At 48.3% G+C, this 17,149-nt stretch carries 16 protein-coding genes; 6 read left to right on the top strand and 10 right to left on the bottom strand.

Features of this window, described 5'->3' with window-relative positions; translation table 11 throughout:
• Positions 1-65 precede the first annotated feature (65 nt).
• The 4 genes from EZV61_RS00080 to EZV61_RS00065 form a co-directional block, all read right to left on the bottom strand.
• Positions 66-533 carry a DUF2489 domain-containing protein gene (locus EZV61_RS00080; protein WP_240695125.1) on the bottom strand — a complete coding sequence of 156 codons (468 nt, stop codon included), beginning with the start codon at positions 531-533 and terminating at the stop codon, positions 66-68.
• Positions 533-1,171 carry a GTPase-activating protein gene (locus tag EZV61_RS00075; protein ID WP_131413916.1) on the bottom strand — a complete coding sequence of 213 codons (639 nt, stop codon included), beginning with the start codon at positions 1,169-1,171 and terminating at the stop codon, positions 533-535. The genes EZV61_RS00080 and EZV61_RS00075 overlap by 1 nt, the downstream gene beginning before the upstream one ends.
• Before the next feature lie 587 nt (positions 1,172-1,758).
• Complete coding sequence (locus tag EZV61_RS00070; RefSeq protein ID WP_130566075.1) at positions 1,759-2,388, bottom strand: thioredoxin domain-containing protein; 630 nt, start codon at positions 2,386-2,388, stop codon at positions 1,759-1,761.
• A gap of 116 nt (positions 2,389-2,504) precedes the next feature.
• The gene (locus EZV61_RS00065; protein WP_114339705.1) at positions 2,505-3,128 is read right to left on the bottom strand and encodes a c-type cytochrome; all 624 of its coding nucleotides are present in this window, start codon (positions 3,126-3,128) and stop codon (positions 2,505-2,507) included.
• Between the two features lie 128 nt (positions 3,129-3,256).
• Here EZV61_RS00065 and yihA point away from each other — a divergent pair, with 128 nt between their 5' ends.
• Positions 3,257-3,925, top strand: a complete 669-nt coding sequence (gene yihA / locus EZV61_RS00060) for a ribosome biogenesis GTP-binding protein YihA/YsxC (protein ID WP_114339706.1) — start codon at positions 3,257-3,259, stop codon at positions 3,923-3,925.
• Between the two features lie 723 nt (positions 3,926-4,648).
• On the opposite strand, the gene polA is transcribed toward yihA, so the two are convergent.
• The gene (gene polA / locus EZV61_RS00055; protein WP_131413915.1) at positions 4,649-7,402 is read right to left on the bottom strand and encodes a DNA polymerase I; all 2,754 of its coding nucleotides are present in this window, start codon (positions 7,400-7,402) and stop codon (positions 4,649-4,651) included.
• Between the two features lie 455 nt (positions 7,403-7,857).
• On the opposite strand from polA, the gene elbB reads away from it, so the two are divergent.
• Together elbB and EZV61_RS00045 are read left to right on the top strand one after the other, a co-directional pair.
• Complete coding sequence (gene elbB / locus EZV61_RS00050) at positions 7,858-8,511, top strand: isoprenoid biosynthesis glyoxalase ElbB (protein ID WP_131413914.1); 654 nt, start codon at positions 7,858-7,860, stop codon at positions 8,509-8,511.
• Positions 8,512-8,698: 187 nt separating this feature from the next.
• Positions 8,699-9,334, top strand: coding sequence for a hypothetical protein (locus EZV61_RS00045; protein WP_131413913.1), 636 nt, complete (start codon positions 8,699-8,701; stop codon positions 9,332-9,334).
• Between the two features lie 72 nt (positions 9,335-9,406).
• Here EZV61_RS00045 and purU read toward each other — a convergent pair whose 3' ends face one another.
• Positions 9,407-10,276 carry a formyltetrahydrofolate deformylase gene (gene purU / locus EZV61_RS00040; protein WP_114339710.1) on the bottom strand — a complete coding sequence of 290 codons (870 nt, stop codon included), beginning with the start codon at positions 10,274-10,276 and terminating at the stop codon, positions 9,407-9,409.
• Between the two features lie 183 nt (positions 10,277-10,459).
• On the opposite strand from purU, the gene EZV61_RS00035 reads away from it, so the two are divergent.
• Both EZV61_RS00035 and EZV61_RS00030 read left to right on the top strand, forming a co-directional pair.
• Positions 10,460-11,080: an outer membrane beta-barrel protein gene (locus tag EZV61_RS00035; protein WP_114339711.1), complete on the top strand. Its 621-nt coding sequence runs from the start codon at positions 10,460-10,462 to the stop codon at positions 11,078-11,080.
• Between the two features lie 9 nt (positions 11,081-11,089).
• Positions 11,090-11,683, top strand: a complete 594-nt coding sequence (locus EZV61_RS00030) for a DUF4136 domain-containing protein (RefSeq protein ID WP_130566071.1) — start codon at positions 11,090-11,092, stop codon at positions 11,681-11,683.
• 5 nt (positions 11,684-11,688) lie between these two features.
• On the opposite strand, the gene EZV61_RS00025 is transcribed toward EZV61_RS00030, so the two are convergent.
• Positions 11,689-11,973 carry a DUF3630 family protein gene (locus EZV61_RS00025; protein WP_131413912.1) on the bottom strand — a complete coding sequence of 95 codons (285 nt, stop codon included), beginning with the start codon at positions 11,971-11,973 and terminating at the stop codon, positions 11,689-11,691.
• 211 nt (positions 11,974-12,184) lie between these two features.
• Between EZV61_RS00025 and EZV61_RS00020 the strand changes: the two genes are divergently transcribed.
• Positions 12,185-13,636 (top strand): protein adenylyltransferase SelO, encoded by a 1,452-nt coding sequence (locus EZV61_RS00020; RefSeq protein WP_131413911.1) that lies wholly within the window; start codon positions 12,185-12,187, stop codon positions 13,634-13,636.
• A 150-nt stretch (positions 13,637-13,786) separates the two neighbouring features.
• Here the strand turns inward: EZV61_RS00020 and EZV61_RS00015 are convergent, their stop codons facing one another.
• The 3 genes from EZV61_RS00015 to EZV61_RS00005 all read right to left on the bottom strand — a co-directional run bounded on the left by EZV61_RS00015 (position 13,787) and on the right by EZV61_RS00005 (position 17,055).
• On the bottom strand, positions 13,787-14,944 hold the full coding sequence (locus EZV61_RS00015) for an outer membrane protein assembly factor BamB family protein (protein ID WP_131413910.1): 1,158 nt from the start codon (positions 14,942-14,944) through the stop codon (positions 13,787-13,789).
• Positions 14,945-15,334: 390 nt separating this feature from the next.
• On the bottom strand, positions 15,335-16,336 hold the full coding sequence (locus EZV61_RS00010; protein ID WP_131413909.1) for a transposase: 1,002 nt from the start codon (positions 16,334-16,336) through the stop codon (positions 15,335-15,337).
• A gap of 338 nt (positions 16,337-16,674) precedes the next feature.
• Positions 16,675-17,055, bottom strand: coding sequence for a hypothetical protein (locus EZV61_RS00005; protein WP_131413908.1), 381 nt, complete (start codon positions 17,053-17,055; stop codon positions 16,675-16,677).
• Between the last annotated feature and the right edge of the window lie 94 nt (positions 17,056-17,149).

The raw sequence follows: 17,149 nt of genomic DNA, 5'->3' as shown, positions 1-17,149 counted from the left end.
ACGGATCTTCTCCAGCTCTCAGTAATAACGATATCAACGATTAATCTTCTGCCAGCCACAAGGCTCTAGGCGTGCAGCAACTCCGCAGGTAAGCCTCGCAGCATCGAAAGTTCAGGCATTATCGCGTCAGCCAACGATTCCTCGTCCCGCATCCGCTCCAGATCCATACGCATAATCTCGTTACGCTTGTACTTCTTCCGCGCCTCATGGGTAGGCAAGTGTTTCACTCGATCATACAAGGCATGCAAATTTGGATAGCGCTCAACAAAATTGATCGTAACGCCAACGGGGCGCAAATGGTCCAACAGCACACAAAGGCGAATGGCTGCCTCCGACAACTCACACTGCTGCTGTTCTGCGGCCATCGCAATCGTATAAATACTCTCAAGCAAACGTGCATTTTTTCGCTCAACAGTCTGGCGTTGTTCATCCTGTTGCTGCTTCAGCAAATAGAGCAGGCGCCCTGCATAAACCGCCAATCCCAAAATAATCAACAGGCCAACAGCACCTGAAAACCACAACATCAGGGACATTAATCCTCATCCTTCTGAAACTGTTTTAACAATGACTCGCCCTGATTAAAGTTATTCCACAGCTCGTCTTCCGAAGAGGCCGGTGCTGCGCCAGTATCTTCCGGTTCCTCTTCGTCGGTGATCCCAAGCGCAGCACTGAGGCGCTCATGTTCGGCGACATAATGATCGAAATTCGTTTGTTGCTCGGCAGACAGGGCTTTCCCTTCATCAACCAGATCGAGCAGCTGGTTAAACACCGGATCTTGTTCCAACAGATCCAACGCAGTCTCAAGCTCATCCAGAGATAAGCTCTCAATATCAACAACCTCACGGGTCTGCGTATCAATTACCGGCACAGCGGGCTTACTCGGTTTCTTCACCGCTTGCGGCTGCTGTACTGGCTTAGTTTCCGCAGGAGCTAGAGCAACCGGCTTCTTACTTCCCAGTTTTTCAGCCACGGCATCATCTAACTTGGCCTGTCCACTACCCGCGCCTTTTCTGGCCTTATTTGACTCTAAGACCTGCCGATGGCCCGCTTTTAAGCCTTTGCGGTTTTTCGCGCGTTTTTGTAGCTTACTTCGCTCCTCTTTGGCGATCGCTTTCGGTTTCAGCGATGGCGCTAGGGAACCAACTTTTCTCGTTTTACGCTTACGGCTCATGGTGCTCTCAACACAGGGAAAGAAATACCAGCGTATTGTAACCGATCAGCCGCAATTGCGGTTACTTTGAAATGGGAACGATAAAGGAGAAACATTTGTTGCGGCTAAAACAGGAAAAATTCGAGGGTAACGACTTGAAAAACAGGCAATAAAAAAGGCGGAACGCCCGCCTTATTAATCGGCCACGTCAGTATGGCCAAACAATCTTTATCAACAATCCTTGCTGTATATGGGAGACATCCTGGTCACATCCCTATTTTTTTTGTCGGCTTCCATGCTTTGGTTCTTTTTCTTCTTTTTAAATGCTTCCTTTCACGTCTGAGCAAACACAGTGTGCCGCTCAAAAACCGTGTGGGTTTAAATAAACCCGTGTGCAGCGCTTCCCCGCTTGCTGGTCATGCATTCTTCATTGATGCTTTGACCTAAATATCTTTCAAAGATCATCCTGATCTGATTTTGTTTCCCTGAGTCGGGTAATACTGTAGTCCAGTTGAGTAATAACTCAAGAATGAAACGCAACATTTCCATAACATTGATTACATTTTGCCACCTAGCGCACACTTTCTGAACAACACAGGTGCAAACGGCTATTTAGCCTCAACTGTTGGTACGGGAAGCGCCAACAAATAACTGACCGTTGCGTCGTAGCTATCAACAGACTTATGCATGCCGGCATGCAGCAAATATTTCCCACGGATCAACAGCGCCGGTACGCCAGGAATAGGCAGCGCTTCAAGCACGCTCCGGTCGGCTTCCAGCTGCTGATTGGTATGGGTTGCCAGGTAGCTGCGCCTTACATCATTTTCATTAAAGCCACGCTCTGCAAACCAGGTTATCACCCCCGCTTCATCGGCGAGTAGTTCGGGGAAATCTCTTGCTTGTTCAAATAGCTCAAGGTGCAAGCGTTCGAACTGTTCACTCTCGGCGGCAATGTAAAACGCTTTCGCTGCTGGTCGCCATTCAGGGCGCATCACTACCGGCATATATTGCCACTTAAGCCCAGGCGAACCCGCCAGATGCGCCTTACGATAAGGAATATATTGCTGCGACGATGGCGCACCGTACCAAAAAAACTCCACCACATCGGCATCCAGAGTGACGCTGTCCGGCAAATTGACCGTCAGATAGTCCTGGCCATTTTTTGGCATTGCCGTCACCCCGAAAGAGAGCAACCCAAGCCACACAGATAAAGCGTATACAGTGATCAAACGTCGCACATGCTGCTCCTTATTTAAGCCTGTCATACGTCATAGCAATGGTGTCAGACGATGTAGCCAGAATCAAAAAAGGCGACTCAATGCCGCCTTTCAATCAATCGCTGCAACTATTTAGCTTAATGCAAGCCAGCCAGATATTTGGATAAGATCTCGATCTCTTCATCTGTCAGCTTCATTGCTACATCGCGCATCATGGCATTCATATCGTTAGCACGATCCCCTGAGCGGAATTTTTCTAACTGCGCTTTCGTATAATCGGGGTGCTGTCCAGAAATCGCAGGGAACTTAGCTAGACTAGAACCAACACCACGGGGGCCATGGCACGCTAGGCACGCAGGCAACCCACGCTCAGGATCGCCACCACGAAAGAGCTGGTGACCCACTTCAACCACATCTTCAGGGGTCGCACCAGGTGTTGCTGTCAGACTAGCAAAATAAGCAGAAAGGTTGGCAATGGCGGCATCATCCAATGGCATCGCCATACCACTCATCACTGGGTCATAGCGCCCCTCTTTACCCGCGCTCTGCATGCCTAACTTAAATTCATGCAACTGCTTCTCCAGGTAGCTGGCATGCTGGCCCGCTAGTTTCGGGTAGATAGCGACAGTGGAGTTACCATCAACGCCATGACAAGCCGCGCAAGTTGCAGCTGCCGCCTTGCCCGCTTCAATATCACCCTCTGCATAAGCTGCAGAGATGGAACCTACCAGAGCTGTAAAAACTATCAGGAATCTTTTCATTAGTGACCTAATCCATCTTTCTCGTCCGCTAAAGCTGCGGGACGTGGTACACTTTGCGTGCTTATTATCGTAATCCGGTCATTTTACACCAAATTCACAAAAAGTAACCCGTTGCCCGGAGGCCATTTGTGCAGCCCTTCAAGCTAAATTTTCGTAATGCCAGTTTTATCACTAGTGCCGCCAAGATCAGTCAGTTGACTTCAGATGGCGGTGCCGAGGTAGCATTTGCTGGCCGTTCCAATGCTGGCAAGTCTAGCTCAATGAATACCCTCTGCGTGCAAACAAATCTGGCACGCACCAGTAAAACACCTGGCCGAACCCAGCTGATTAACCTATTCGACATCGGCCAAGACTGCCGTTTAGTTGATCTGCCAGGTTACGGCTTTGCCAAAGTGCCACTGGAACTTAAAGAGAAGTGGCAGCTCGCGCTAACCGAATATCTGGAGAAACGCGAATCGCTCTGCGCTGTGGTTGTGCTGATGGACGTTCGCCATCCGCTGAAAGAGGTCGATCAGATGCTGCTACAGTGGGCGGTCGCCAGTGATCTACCGGTACTGGCCTTGCTAACTAAGTGCGACAAACTCAAGTCAGGCGCTCGCAAGGCGCAGCTGTTGAAGGTTCGCGAGGCGATCACTGTGTTTGGTGGCGATATTCAGGTTGAACTGTTTTCATCACTGAAAAAACTGGGGGTAGAGCACCTATCACAGTTTATTGAAACCCAATGCTACAGGCACTTACATGGTGATGATGAAGCTACAGGGGAAGAGAGCGTATCTGCCCAGAGCAATGAAACCTAATCAGCCCAGACAGCCGCGACTCACGCGCGACGCATAAAAAAAGCCCATCCGAGAGGATGGGCAGCTAATAAAAAGCTAGGGAGTCTTGAAAGGAAGCACTTTCCAATGCACTAGTTGAGACTCACTCCTATGAAAAAAGTTCTGCTTTTCACCTAAAAAAATGATGTTTTTTTAACCGCATTCACGCCGCCTTACTCCACACATCTTTAATCACCCATAAAATCAATGAGCTACGCAAGATCGTCATATTAAGGACATAAAAATGTAATTTAATTACATAAAAGATGCCCAATAGACACTATTTAGGCAAAAAAAAGCCGGTTGCACTGAGTGCATCCGGCGAATAAAGCTTTGGGGAGAAGCTAATGTTCCCAGACCCCTTAGGGTCAAAGCCAACAACAAGGTTATTAGCTTGAGAGCACTATAAAGGCGCTTTTTTTCAATTTAAAGTTAAAACTCTAACAGTTGAATGCTTGTTTGATATAGCGCAATTTATGGCTATAGAATGGCTTATAGCGGGGGATTTCAGGCAAAAAAAACTCCGACACTGACGTATCGGAGTAAGAATTCAACAGTTTCAACAAGCTGAAACCAAAAGGTCTGTAAGAATGAACATCTTACCTCTGTACCCTACGCCTACTAATGTACCAAACGCGCAGTTAACATGAAAGTAATTTATGTAATAAAATTCCTAATATTGCTTTATTAATAGCCAAGCAATAACTAATGTGCTTGATCCCAATTATCACCAATTCCAGCTTCAACCAATAGCGGCACATCCAGCTCAACAGCATCACTCATTAGCTGACTCAATGTTTTTGCCAACGCATCCGCTTGCGCTTGCTCCACCTCAAACACCAGTTCATCGTGAACCTGCATCACCATCACTAAACGTTGTTTACCTTCAGTTTGGATCCAATGGTCCACCTTCAGCATCGCCAGCTTGATGATGTCAGCTGCCGTTCCCTGCATCGGCGCGTTGATCGCCGCACGCTCAGCCGCCTTCTTTCTCGCCATGTTGCGCGCCTTAATATCAGGCAGATGTAAACGACGACCAAACAGGGTTTCTACATAGCCCTGCTGCTCCGCCTCTTTTCGGGTGCGCTCCATATACTCAAGTACGCCAGGATAGCGTTCAAAGTAGGTATCCATATAGGATTGTGCTTCATGCCGCGGGATCCCAAGCTGTTTACTCAAACCAAAAGCGGACATACCGTATATCAAACCAAAGTTGATCGCTTTCGCCCGCCGACGCTGTTCAGTGGTCACCTCGTCAAGCGTGACACCAAACACCTCAGCGGCAGTCGCCTTGTGCACATCCAGTCCCTCTTTGAAAGCTTTGAGCAAGCCAGCGTCTTTCGACAGGTGCGCCATGATCCGCAGTTCAATTTGCGAATAATCAGCCGCGACGATCACACGACCGGCCGGGGCGATAAACGCCTGACGCACCCGGCGACCTTCAGCGGTACGAATAGGGATATTCTGCAGATTAGGATCGGAGGAGGATAGACGCCCCGTGGCTGTTACCGCTTGATGGTAAGAGGTATGGACCCGGCCGGAGCCAGCATTCACCATCCGCGGCAATTTATCGGTATAGGTAGACTTCAACTTAGCAAGACCACGATACTCGAGGATCAGCTTTGGTAAGGGGTAATCCAACGCCAACTCTTGTAGTGTCTCTTCTGCTGTAGAAGGCGCCCCCTTCGGGGTCTTTTTCAGTACTGGCAAGCTCAGCTTATCAAACAAGATCGCCTGCAGCTGTTTCGGCGAAGACAAGTTAAACTCTTCGCCAGCAACGGCAAACGCTTCTTTTTCTAGTTCCGCCAAGCGAATACCTAGTTCATCGCTTTGCCCTGCCAACATGGCACTGTCAATCAGCACGCCATGGCGTTCCATCCGCGACAATACCGGCACCAATGGCAACTCAATATCATTGAACACCTTGGTCAACGATGTGTCTGCTTCAACCTTTGGCCAAATAGCCTGATGCAAGCGCAACGTGATATCAGCGTCTTCCGCCGCATAAGGAGCGGCCTGATCCATCTCAATCTGATTAAAGGTAAGCTGCTTCGCCCCTTTACCAGCCACCTCTTCAAAGCTGATCGCTTTATGACTGAGATACTTCAGTGCCAGGCTGTCCATATCGTGCCTGCCGGCAACACTGTTGAAGACGTAGGATTCAAGCATGGTATCGAAGGCGATCCCCGCCAGCTCGATGCCATGATTAGACAACACCGCCAAATCATACTTCAGGTTTTGCCCCACTTTCAGGATCTTGGGATCCTCCAGAACCGGTTTCAACAGCGGCAGGATGTCAGCCAACGAGAGTTGCACTGGCGCCCCCAAGTAATCATGTCCCAGCGGCAGGTAAGCCGCTTCGCCAGGCGCAACGGCAAAGGAGATACCCACCAATTTCGCTTCTTGTACATCAAGACTGGTTGTTTCGGTGTCAATGGCAAACAAAGGCGCTGCGGCAAGTTTCTCCAACCATGGCATTAGATCAGCTTTCGTGAACAGGGTCTGATAACCACTGCGATCAATCGCTGCCGCACTGGATGCCGGACTATCAGTTACTGGATTGGCTTGCTCACCCTCACCATCGAGGATCTCAGCCAACCAGCGACGAAACTCCATCTGGCCAAACAATTTCACCAGAGCATCTTTGTCTGGCGCTGTCCGCGTCAGTTGTTCAGGCAGTTTTTCTAACGGCACATCAAGCTTAATGGTTGCCAACTTATACGACATATCTGCCGCCGCCTGGTTATCACGCAGCTTAGTCGGCATGGTTTTGGCACCACGGAAACCAAGTGTGGCCACCGCATCGGGATCGGCATACAACGCATCAAGCCCGCCAATACCTTGCAACATGGCCAGTGCCGTCTTTTCACCCACACCTGGCACACCCGGTATGTTATCGACCTTGTCACCCATTAAGGCCAGAAAATCGATGATCAGCGTCGGCGGAATACCATATTTCTGCTCCACTTCAACAGGGCCCATCACGGTGTCAGTCATGGTGTTGATCAGTGTGACGTGCTCATCCACCAACTGCGCCATATCCTTATCGCCAGTGCTGATCAAGGTATGTCGCCCTTCGGCTGCAGCTTGTCGGGCAAGCGTGCCAATGACGTCATCGGCTTCGACCCCATCCACCATCAACAGTGGTAGCCCCATGTTTCGAATAATTTCGTGCAACGGAGCGATCTGGCAGCGCAAATCATCTGGCATCGACGGTCGCTGGGCCTTGTATTCCGGAAACATATCATCACGGAAAGTTTTACCCTTGGCATCAAACACCACAGCAATATGCGAAGGATCGAACTGTTTCAGTAACGAGCGCAACATATTAACCACACCATAAACCGCTCCCGTTGGCTCACCGGCTGAATTGGTCAAATGCGGCGGCGAATGATAGGCGCGATAAAGGTAAGAAGAGCCGTCAACAAGAACAAACGGATTGGCCGGGATCGTGGTCATGGGTCACTCTATAGTTTGATGGAGAGCAGCAAGGATGCCATAGCTTGAATAGTCGTTGTAGTTTAACAAGGCTTTGGCATGAAATGACGATTGAAATCGCTCGCTGCGCAGGAAATTTGTGGATAACTCTGTGTGGGAAATAGTAAACCCTCCGTCGGCATGGCCTACAGAGTAGCTATAAAAATAAAAAATATACGACTAAAAACAGCAGCTTAGGTAAGATGATCGAGCAATTCCTAGCTCTCGATGTGATTCCGTTTTTGCTGTGAATAACATTTTATTAGTACTGCGGAGAAGACGGTTAATAATTAACCAGTATCACAGTAGCGAAAGAGATTACCACATCAGATTTTCATTGCCAGATCCTAATGGAGGTTTTTTAATAGAAATTTGAGACGTGTCATATCGAAAAATTACATACTAAAAACTTGCGTTATCGGAACAAGGAATTAGCAATGAAAAAAGTAGCAGTTATTCTCAGTGGATCTGGTGTTTTTGACGGTGCCGAGATCCACGAAACGGTGATCAGTCTTTTAGCACTCAGCCGAGCAGGAGCTGAATACCAATGCTTTGCACCTAATATCACCCAGCATCATGTCGTTAATCACCTAACCGGCGAAGTGGCAGAAACAGAGCAGCGTAATGTGCTGGTTGAAGCCGCTCGAATAGCCCGTGGCGAGATCCAAGATGTTGCGCAACTAAACGCTGCCGATTTTGACGCATTACTGTTACCCGGCGGCTTTGGTGCCGCGAAAAACCTATCGGACTTCGCCTTCAAAGGCGCTGAGTGCCAGATAGATGCAAACGTACTAAAAGCGTGTCAGGCGTTTGCCACTGCCGGCAAAGCAGCGGCCTACCTGTGTATCTCGCCGATCCTGATCCCACAAGTCTATGGCCATGGCGCTAAAGGCACCATTGGCACAGACAGTGAAACGGCTAAAGCCTTTAACCAGCTTGGTGGTGAGCATCAAGCGTGTGCGGTAACCGAGATCTGCGTTGATCAAGAACGAAAAGTGATCAGTACACCCGCTTATATGCTGGCAGAAAACATCACTGAAGCAGCGGTGGGAATAGAGAAAGCTGTAGACCAGTTACTGGCTATGGCCTAATCCTAGAGCCGCTTACCCCACCAGTGTGGCGTAGTTTGCTAATAGCTAGTAAACCACGCCATATCTTTTGCTATAGAAATTTATAACCTAATGTAATTGTTAGCTTTATATCTTTGGCACGACTTCTGCTTTTTATTGCTCAGCAACCGCTAAGCCAACATCAATGCAAATAAGAACAGGAGTCAACATGGGCATGTTTCTACCAACCGTTATTCTCGCCAGTCTACTGGTCTCGACCCAAACATGGGCTGAACAGCCCACTCGTACCTTTGAGCAAACGCTATCATTGCAAGGTGTCCAGACCCTGGCGATCGGCGTGCATGTTGGCTCTATCAAAATCTTACCCACCGCAAGCGATGAGCTGCAGTTTACGCTGCAAGTTGACGAGCGCGATGGCTGGTTTACTGAGGCGGTAACTAACGCCAATCTGCTTATCGAAAAGAGTGATGGCGTGCTCTCAATCTCCCTTGCTGAAGATAGCTATCAAGAAAAGTGGGTGCTGTACCTGCCTAAGCAGATAACACTAGATCTTGATGTCGGTGTAGGTGCCGCTGACATCGCCGATTTAGCGCAAAGTGCCGAGATTAACGTTGGGGTAGGAGATGTCGCGGTGTCTCTGCCCATCGCTACCTTTCAGCAGGTCAAAGGCGTCAGTGGGGTAGGTGATATTGATATTGAAACCCCGGATAACTCCGCCAGTGAAGAGCGCCATTTAGTGGGTAATGAAAGTCATTGGCAGGGAACAAATACCGATGGTTACTCGCTGTCGGTGGAGGTCGGTGTGGGTAGTGCTGAAATAGAGTTACGCTCAGGACAGAGCTAATATCAGATCTAACAGGGAGAAAAATAAAGGCTCAATCAATGAGCCTTTATTTTTTGTCACTCAATTGACGTATCAATCAAAAACCACGGTGCGATTGTTATGGGCGATCACTTTCTGATTGATGTGACGCCAGATAGCGCGGGAAAGCACCACCTTCTCCACATCGCGCCCCTTACGTACCAGGTCATCTACCGTATCGGTATGACGCACATGAGCCACATCCTGCTCGATAATTGGGCCAGCATCGAGCTCCGCGGTCACATAGTGACTGGTGGCACCGATGATCTTCACCCCGCGCGCATAGGCAGAATGATAAGGCTTGGCGCCAGGGAAAGCCGGCAAGAAGCTGTGATGAATGTTAATCACGCGATTAGGGAACTGCTGGATAAAATCGTCAGACAAGATCTGCATATAGCGAGCCAGCACAATAAAATCGACATCATGGGCCTGCAGTAAAGCTTTCTGCTCCGCCTCAACGTCTGCTTTTGTCTCTTTGGTGACAGGCAGGTGATAAAACGGGATACCAGCAGCCTCTGCCGCGGCCTGCATCTTGGTGTGATTACTGATAATCAATGGGATCTCGAGATCCCATTCACCGCTCTGATAACGCGCCAGCATGTCATATAAACAGTGCTCATGCTGCGACACAAACACCGCCATACGAGGCTTACGATCAGAGAAGCTGAGTTGCCATTGCATCTCATAAGGATTCGCTAACGCTTTCTCAAAAGCGCCGGACAACGCATCCACAGGAATAGCGAAATCACTCAAATCCCACTCTATCCGCATAAAAAAGCGGTTATCTTCCCGATCCACATGCTGCTCAAGATCAATAACGTTGCCGCCATTGCTATAGATGAACTGTGTAACTATATGTACCAAGCCTTTACGGTCTGGGCAGTTAATTAGCAAAGTGGCAGACGCTGCCGCAGTATTACTCATTGATCCCTTCAACCCTATCTTTATAAGCCGTTCAACTTCAGAGCGTAAGCATACCTGATCCAAATAGATCTGGGCACCGCTCTCATCTCCGACCAGATTGTCATACTAAAGCTGCACAAAACCAGCGACTTGCCTTAGACTGACAACCTAGCATTCCATCAAGTGCCATTAAGGACAGCCATTATGCGCATACTGTTAGCCTTAACTTTGTTTTCCATCATATTGCCGGCACACGCAGCCAGAGAATGGGTGTGGGAAGCCGCACTTATGGCTGGTACCAGCGGCAGTGATAGCTTCACCGAAAGTGACGACAGCGATTACACCCTAGACACGGATAGTGGCGACACCATTGCCTTCACACTTAACCTGTTAGATGGTCACAAAAAAGGCAATAAACTGCAGTATGAGCTTTATCTCGCACAAACAAATACCGATCTTGAACTATTTGATAACAACGGCACTCGTACCACCAGCGACATGGATATTAATTATTACCATTTCGGTGGTACTTATGAGTTTGTCGTTCGTGATACCGGGTTACGTCCCTATATCGGCGCAACCCTAGGGGCCACCTATTTTGATCCCGAAGAGTACAGCTCTGAAACCAACTTTTCCATGGGCTTTGCCGGTGGCTTAAAGTGGTTTGCAAATGATTATGTCGGCTTGCGCCTAGATGGCCGCGCCATTGCTACCGCCATGGACAGTGACAAACAGGTCTTTTGTAATGGCGGCTGCCTGGTAAAAGTGGATAGTGAAATTTGGTGGCAATATCAGGTCACCGCTGGATTACTGGTTAAATTTTAAGGAGCCACCATGGCTAAAGGGTTACAACAATCTTTCTTAGTAGTGCTGCTAATGGCAATGGTTGCAGCCTGTGGCGATACCGGAACTGCCGCCAAAGATGACGCCAATGCAGTCCCCGATGAACTACGAAAATCAGTGGCGGTTTCTATTCAAAGCCCGGAACTATCAGTTCCCGCAAGAGCCATGGTCACCTGGTCAGATCGTACTGGTGGTGTTTTAGGGGAAGTCGGAAAGAACCCTGAAATTGAAGGCTTATTACGAGAGTCCATCGTCAAAAGCATGGATCAACAGGCTTATCACTTCACCGAGCACCATGAGCAAGCGTTCTTTAAAATCAGCTATGTGCTGGCATTAGAAAAAGATCTTAACGATGCCGATCTAGAAAAATATTTTGGTTTATCTCTCGGCTTAGCCGGTGACAAAGGTTTTGATAAAGGCACCTTGGTCATCGACATTCAAAATAAAGAGGGACAATCAGTATGGCGTGGTGCCCTGCAAGCCAATGTCGGCAAAGGGCAACAATCAGAAGAGTTACGTAATGCCCGTCTAAACGGTGCCGTGCAAACCCTGCTCGATAGCTTCTTTCGCCATAAAGCCGGCTAACAACATCATTCTGTGAAGCTGGCCTGCAATGCAGGCCAGTCAGCCTCTCTCAACGGCTCCAGCCAGATCGTTTCAGCTAATCCCTCAAATTGCAGCAGCAGATCAAACCCATTACCTCGGCACTGCCAAATATGCCGATCAGCACCGCTATCTTTCACTATCACCTGGATCCCCATCCCCGCACAGAACGCCTCGCCCCACGCCGGAAACAGTTCCCAAGCCAACACATCACCTAGATATAACCAGTGCTGTTCCGCTTCTCGCCACAACGGTGGTATCGGTCTATTCATCTCAATCAAACTCAGCCTCTAAAATCAGTACCTCGATGACACAACGCCGCCAAACTGGCGACAAGGAAGCAAAATAGCACCTGAACCTAAAGCCTATCGCGGCCGTAAAAGCTATCACCTACTGCGCTGGAAACAGGCGCACTTCACGCCATGGGATGATACAGTCTCCCATAGGCAATCTAAATGATTCGTTTTCGCCACGGGGCTATGTGTGAAAATTTCTAATACGTATTTACAACTGGGTACCGCTTTCTCTGAATCGATTAATCCGCTTCCCGTTGCCGATCCCCATCTATTACTCTGGAATCAATCTCTGGTAGATCAGCTAGCCCTATCGCAGGGGCTACCCGACAACGAAAACGCCCTTGCTCAATTATTTTCTGGCAACGACCTACTGCCAGAGGCATCACCCATCGCCTGCGTTTATGCAGGTCATCAATTTGGTCAGTTCAATCCCCAACTGGGGGACGGCCGCGCCCATCTGTTGTGCGAATTTGTCGATGACCATCAACAACGCTGGGATCTGCAACTCAAAGGCTCTGGCCCTACCCGTTATTCCCGCCGTGGCGATGGCCGCTGCGCCCTTGGCCCCGCCATACGGGAATACCTGATGAGTGAAGCGCTGCATGCTCTGGGCGTACCCACTACGCGCTGTTTAGCCGTGGTCACCACTGGCGAAACCGTCTACCGCGACTTACCCAAGCCCGGTGCCGTGGTCACCCGTATCGCCAGCAGCCATATCCGCGTAGGCAGCTTTCAATACTTTGCCGCCAAGGGGGATATCGTTTCCCTAAAAACATTGACCGACTATACGATTGACCGCCATTTCCCCACATTAAAGGCAGCCGCCAACCCGGTGCTGGAATTACTTGGAGCGGTGATGGATAAACAGGTCACCCTGATCGTCGAATGGATGCGTATCGGCTTTATTCATGGCGTGATGAATACCGATAACACCGCGATCTCAGGCGAAACCATCGATTTTGGCCCCTGTGCCATGCTGGGCATCTACCACCCGGGGACGGTCTACAGCTCTATCGATAGTGGTGGTCGCTATGCCTTTGGTGCCCAACCGTCGATCTGCCGCTGGAACATGGCCCGCTTAGCTGAAGCTTTACTGCCGCTCATCGACGAAGATCAGGATAAGGCACTGGCTCAGGCAGAGGCGCTGATCGCCGATTTTTCTCCTCGCTTTGAACAGGCATACCAAACCATGTTGGGCGCCAAGTTAGGACTCGACGAGATCCAGCAAACAGATGTTGCCCTGATCACCGAACTCCTCGAGCAGCTGCAGGAGCAACAGCTCGATTACACCCAAACCTTTCACCAGCTGACTCGCTCACTCACCGAGCAACAGATAGCAACCAAGTTACAAGACACATTAGGTGATTGGTATGGTCAATGGCGGCAGCGCATCGGTAACGACAGTAAGCAACAACAAGCAGCACTGGCTTTAATGCAGCAATCCAATCCTGTCGTGATCCCGCGCAATCACCACGTAGAAGCGGTGCTACAGGCGTGTGAGTTAACCAACAGCAGTGCGCCAGCAGACGCCTTGCTCAAAGTGTTACGCTCACCCTATCAAATGCTTGCCGAAACCGCTGACTATCAGGATCTGCCAACAGACAACGATCGTCACTACCAAACGTTTTGTGGTACTTGAACTACCAGATTTGGAGCGAGCTATGGCGCAAAGACGAATAAACGTACTGAACCAGACGCCAGACATATGTCCGCAAACACTCTTCTGACAGCGACTTGTAATATCCGAGGTGGTCGATACAGGTCTCCTGACCCCATCCATAAACCTCCTCTATCTTAAAGAAGTAAAGCCATTTGAAGCTTCAAAGACATATAATTGCTTAAAGCAAGGGAAGTACACACGCCCATTCGAGACGTAGGGGACATTCGTTGAACCTATGGGATTTTCAGGTGAAAAAAACCATTCAATCACACCACTAGAAAGGTTAATGGCGACGAAAACATGGCAACTCTGAGAAGCAGCAAAAATATGCGTATCAGTAACAGTAAATAGACCAAAATCGATGTCTTTTATATTTAATTTTTTATGAAGCAAGCTGGTATCAACTTCAATGATTTTCTTTACACCCCCTGTATTTAAGCATATAGCTTCAATATGATTTTCTCCCATACAATAAAGAATTTTTCCATACGCCACTCGACTAGATGACGCTGAGCGACTAAGTTTACGTAACCAAAGGACGTCCCCCGTTTTTAGGTCTATCCCAGCCAGCTGATTACACAATACTGGTAGCACTCCAATTCTATCATCATAAATAATCGGGTCCCCTAATGTGGTATTAAATGAATTTATCCCCTCTCCCTCCGAACTCTGGGACAAGTCAGCGCCGTCAATTTCGAATAGCGAAGGGTTCCTTGATACCGAGTGGGACCAAAGTTCATTACCACTTTTATCTAGAGCAAAAAACACACCCGAGTCGGACTTCAATAACACGTAGCTTTTAGATACTGAAAAGTTGCCAAAATCTAATCTAGAGTACTCCCAACCAATAGTGAAAGTATTTGAACAAATTGCCTTAATAGAATACTTACACTCCTTGTTCCTGTTATACCCGCGGGCATATATAACTTCATCATTAATCAGCCATTTACTACTGTATCTAAAATCCAAATTTTCAATGAATTCTCCATTACCTAATTTTATTCGACTGACTTTCTCATCGCTATAACGGACAACCAAAATGCTATCATTTGATACCAAAGGGTAAATTGGCAGCAACTTATCTGTATCGCTTACCCAAATATTTTCAAATGTTATTTGATCGTAACAAGCCAGACGTCCATCTTCATTTGGAAAATAAAGATTATTTTCATAAATAAAAATAGATGGAACGCAAACTTCTATTTTCTTAAACAAAGTTAATGGGAAACCTACTAACTCTCGCTGTTCACAAACTCTATACGATGTATAACCATCACATAAAATCATAAAATCTCCACGACCTTATCATCTACCATCCACCTACTTTGCAGTACAGACATCTCTTGCTACTCGCATTTCAAAGACATTATACTTATAGCATCTGCAACTTCGCTTTCAACAGTAGACTCATATCCTCTTTCTTCAAGAATATGCATGAGTAAGTCGCAACGCTTTAGAGCACGGCATGGACATCCATCTCTAAATTGTCTAAATAATCTCCCGCGAACAGACTTCATGCAACACTCTTTCCGTTGAAAAATATAACTGGCTAATTATTTTAAGCAGTTTTTGGTGGAGATCACTCGCTCTTGCACTGTTTCACCAGAAACGAAGCATCGTTAACTCTTCCCAGTGGGAATAAGTGATGGCAATTTGATAGCGGAAGTATTTTTGAGATCAACCAGATGGCGACGTTAATGCGGGACCATATACCCGGCTTCTCCCCTGTACCTGCGCATATCGTACTCGGCTGGCGGGATGGCCGATAACGGTGCCCCGTGATAGGTTTTGCTTTTGAACCGCAGTGAGAAAGCTTTCTCCGTCCATGCCTAAACGTTGCAGAATAGGTGGCGCGTCACTGGCAAGACTACTGCACTTGTCTGCACGTTGCACCCTGCCAGTCCAGTCAACCAGCTCCAGATAGTCTGCAAATGTGAACGGAATACCTTCCGGCATCTCCTGTCTGTGGTTGCCGACAAACGGATTGAGCGTTGGCGTCGCGCTGGTTTCAGGTGACGATGAAACTTCTTGTTGTCCCTGATGATGCTGTTTCAGGCGTTGATGAATAGACACATCGACGGATTGCTCCGGTGTATCCACAATACCTGCTCTGAGTGGATTCAAATCCACATAGGTCATACAAGCCAACAGCCCAGCTTCATCAAGGATGGCTTGAGACTTGAATCGGCCTTCCCAGAATCGTCCTTTGCATTTGTCCTCTTCATTGGCTTTACGAGCGATATGTTCGTTTAAACAGCGCATATACCACGATATATCTGACAGGCGTTCACGCCATTGTTGGATAATGTTGGTGGCAACCTGCTTTTCAGCCTCAGTGGCCAACTTTCCTGCCAGATAACGTCCGACCATTACTGGCCAAGTAAACAACTTGGCCCAGCGCTCAGAGACTTCTCTGTCAGTAAGTTGTTCCGCTTTCTTGGGGTTGAGATGAATGACTAAATGATAGTGATTGGACATCACCGCGTAAGCACAAAGTTCGATAGTGAATACCTCACCCAACAGGGTAAGACGCTCTAGAACCCACCCTTTGCGGTGGCTGTAATCGGTATTAGTCAATCTGTCCTCACCGCACAAAAATGCACGACGGACACAGCGACATACACAGTGGTAGTAAGGCGTATCAGCGGGCGAAACCAGCTCTGAGCGGGGGCGAGTCATATCAGCTTCCTTGCTTATTTATCACTCAAACAGCGTAGAAAATGAATCTTGAACTGTCAACGTCGGATGGCTGTCCCCTGTTCTATTCCCTGTTCTATTGCCCATAGCTAATTGATATCTCGCGGCAGCCACTAACCCTGGCTATGCCACCAGGAGGAAGCCCAGTACCAAACATGCATTTGGCATCTAGCCAAAGATAAATGGCCACAGCAGCCAGAATTAAAAAAGTGGATAGCATCGTCATAGATAAAAGTGAAACCTAACGCCTAAAACAGGGGCGGCCGGAGCTCGCGAAGGGAGTCCCAGCCGCGTTGTTTGCGGCGTTCTGGTTTTTCTTGTTATGTTTCAAAAGCGGTAAGCCTCGTAACTCTGAATCCAACATATTCACCAATGCAGCGCGTGTCATTAGTTGAAAAAGGGCCTTCCAATTCGACGACTCCGCAGTCACACATTAGAGGGTTGATAGAAGTAACCCGACCCAAGGCAAAGTATGACCAACCAGAGATATGTTGAAGAGCTGTTCGCTTTTCGAGGTTGGCACTGAACACAGCATCCCAGTCGAGATCATCAGCGCAGGAATTCATTAGCTCAACATCAATTTCCTGCCCCGGCTTGAGACAATCCCCTCCAAACTCATCCATTACATAGAGAGTCTGCCCATCAATGTTCAGCTCCGCTTGAAGGTAGTCTCCTTCAGTACTAACGAATTCCGCCTTCACACAATTCCTTTTGAAACATAGACAATATGACTCCCACAAAAGGTGCTGACCTCCGCCTTCGTGGGTTAGCTAAAAGCCAGAGCCATAATGTATG

Origin of the sequence: Corallincola luteus, from assembly GCF_004336975.1 — a bacterium.
Taxonomy (GTDB): Bacteria; Pseudomonadota; Gammaproteobacteria; order Enterobacterales; family Neiellaceae; genus Corallincola; species Corallincola holothuriorum.
The sequence above is the reverse complement of the archived record's forward strand: the minus strand, read 5'-3'. Positions and strand labels throughout refer to the sequence as shown.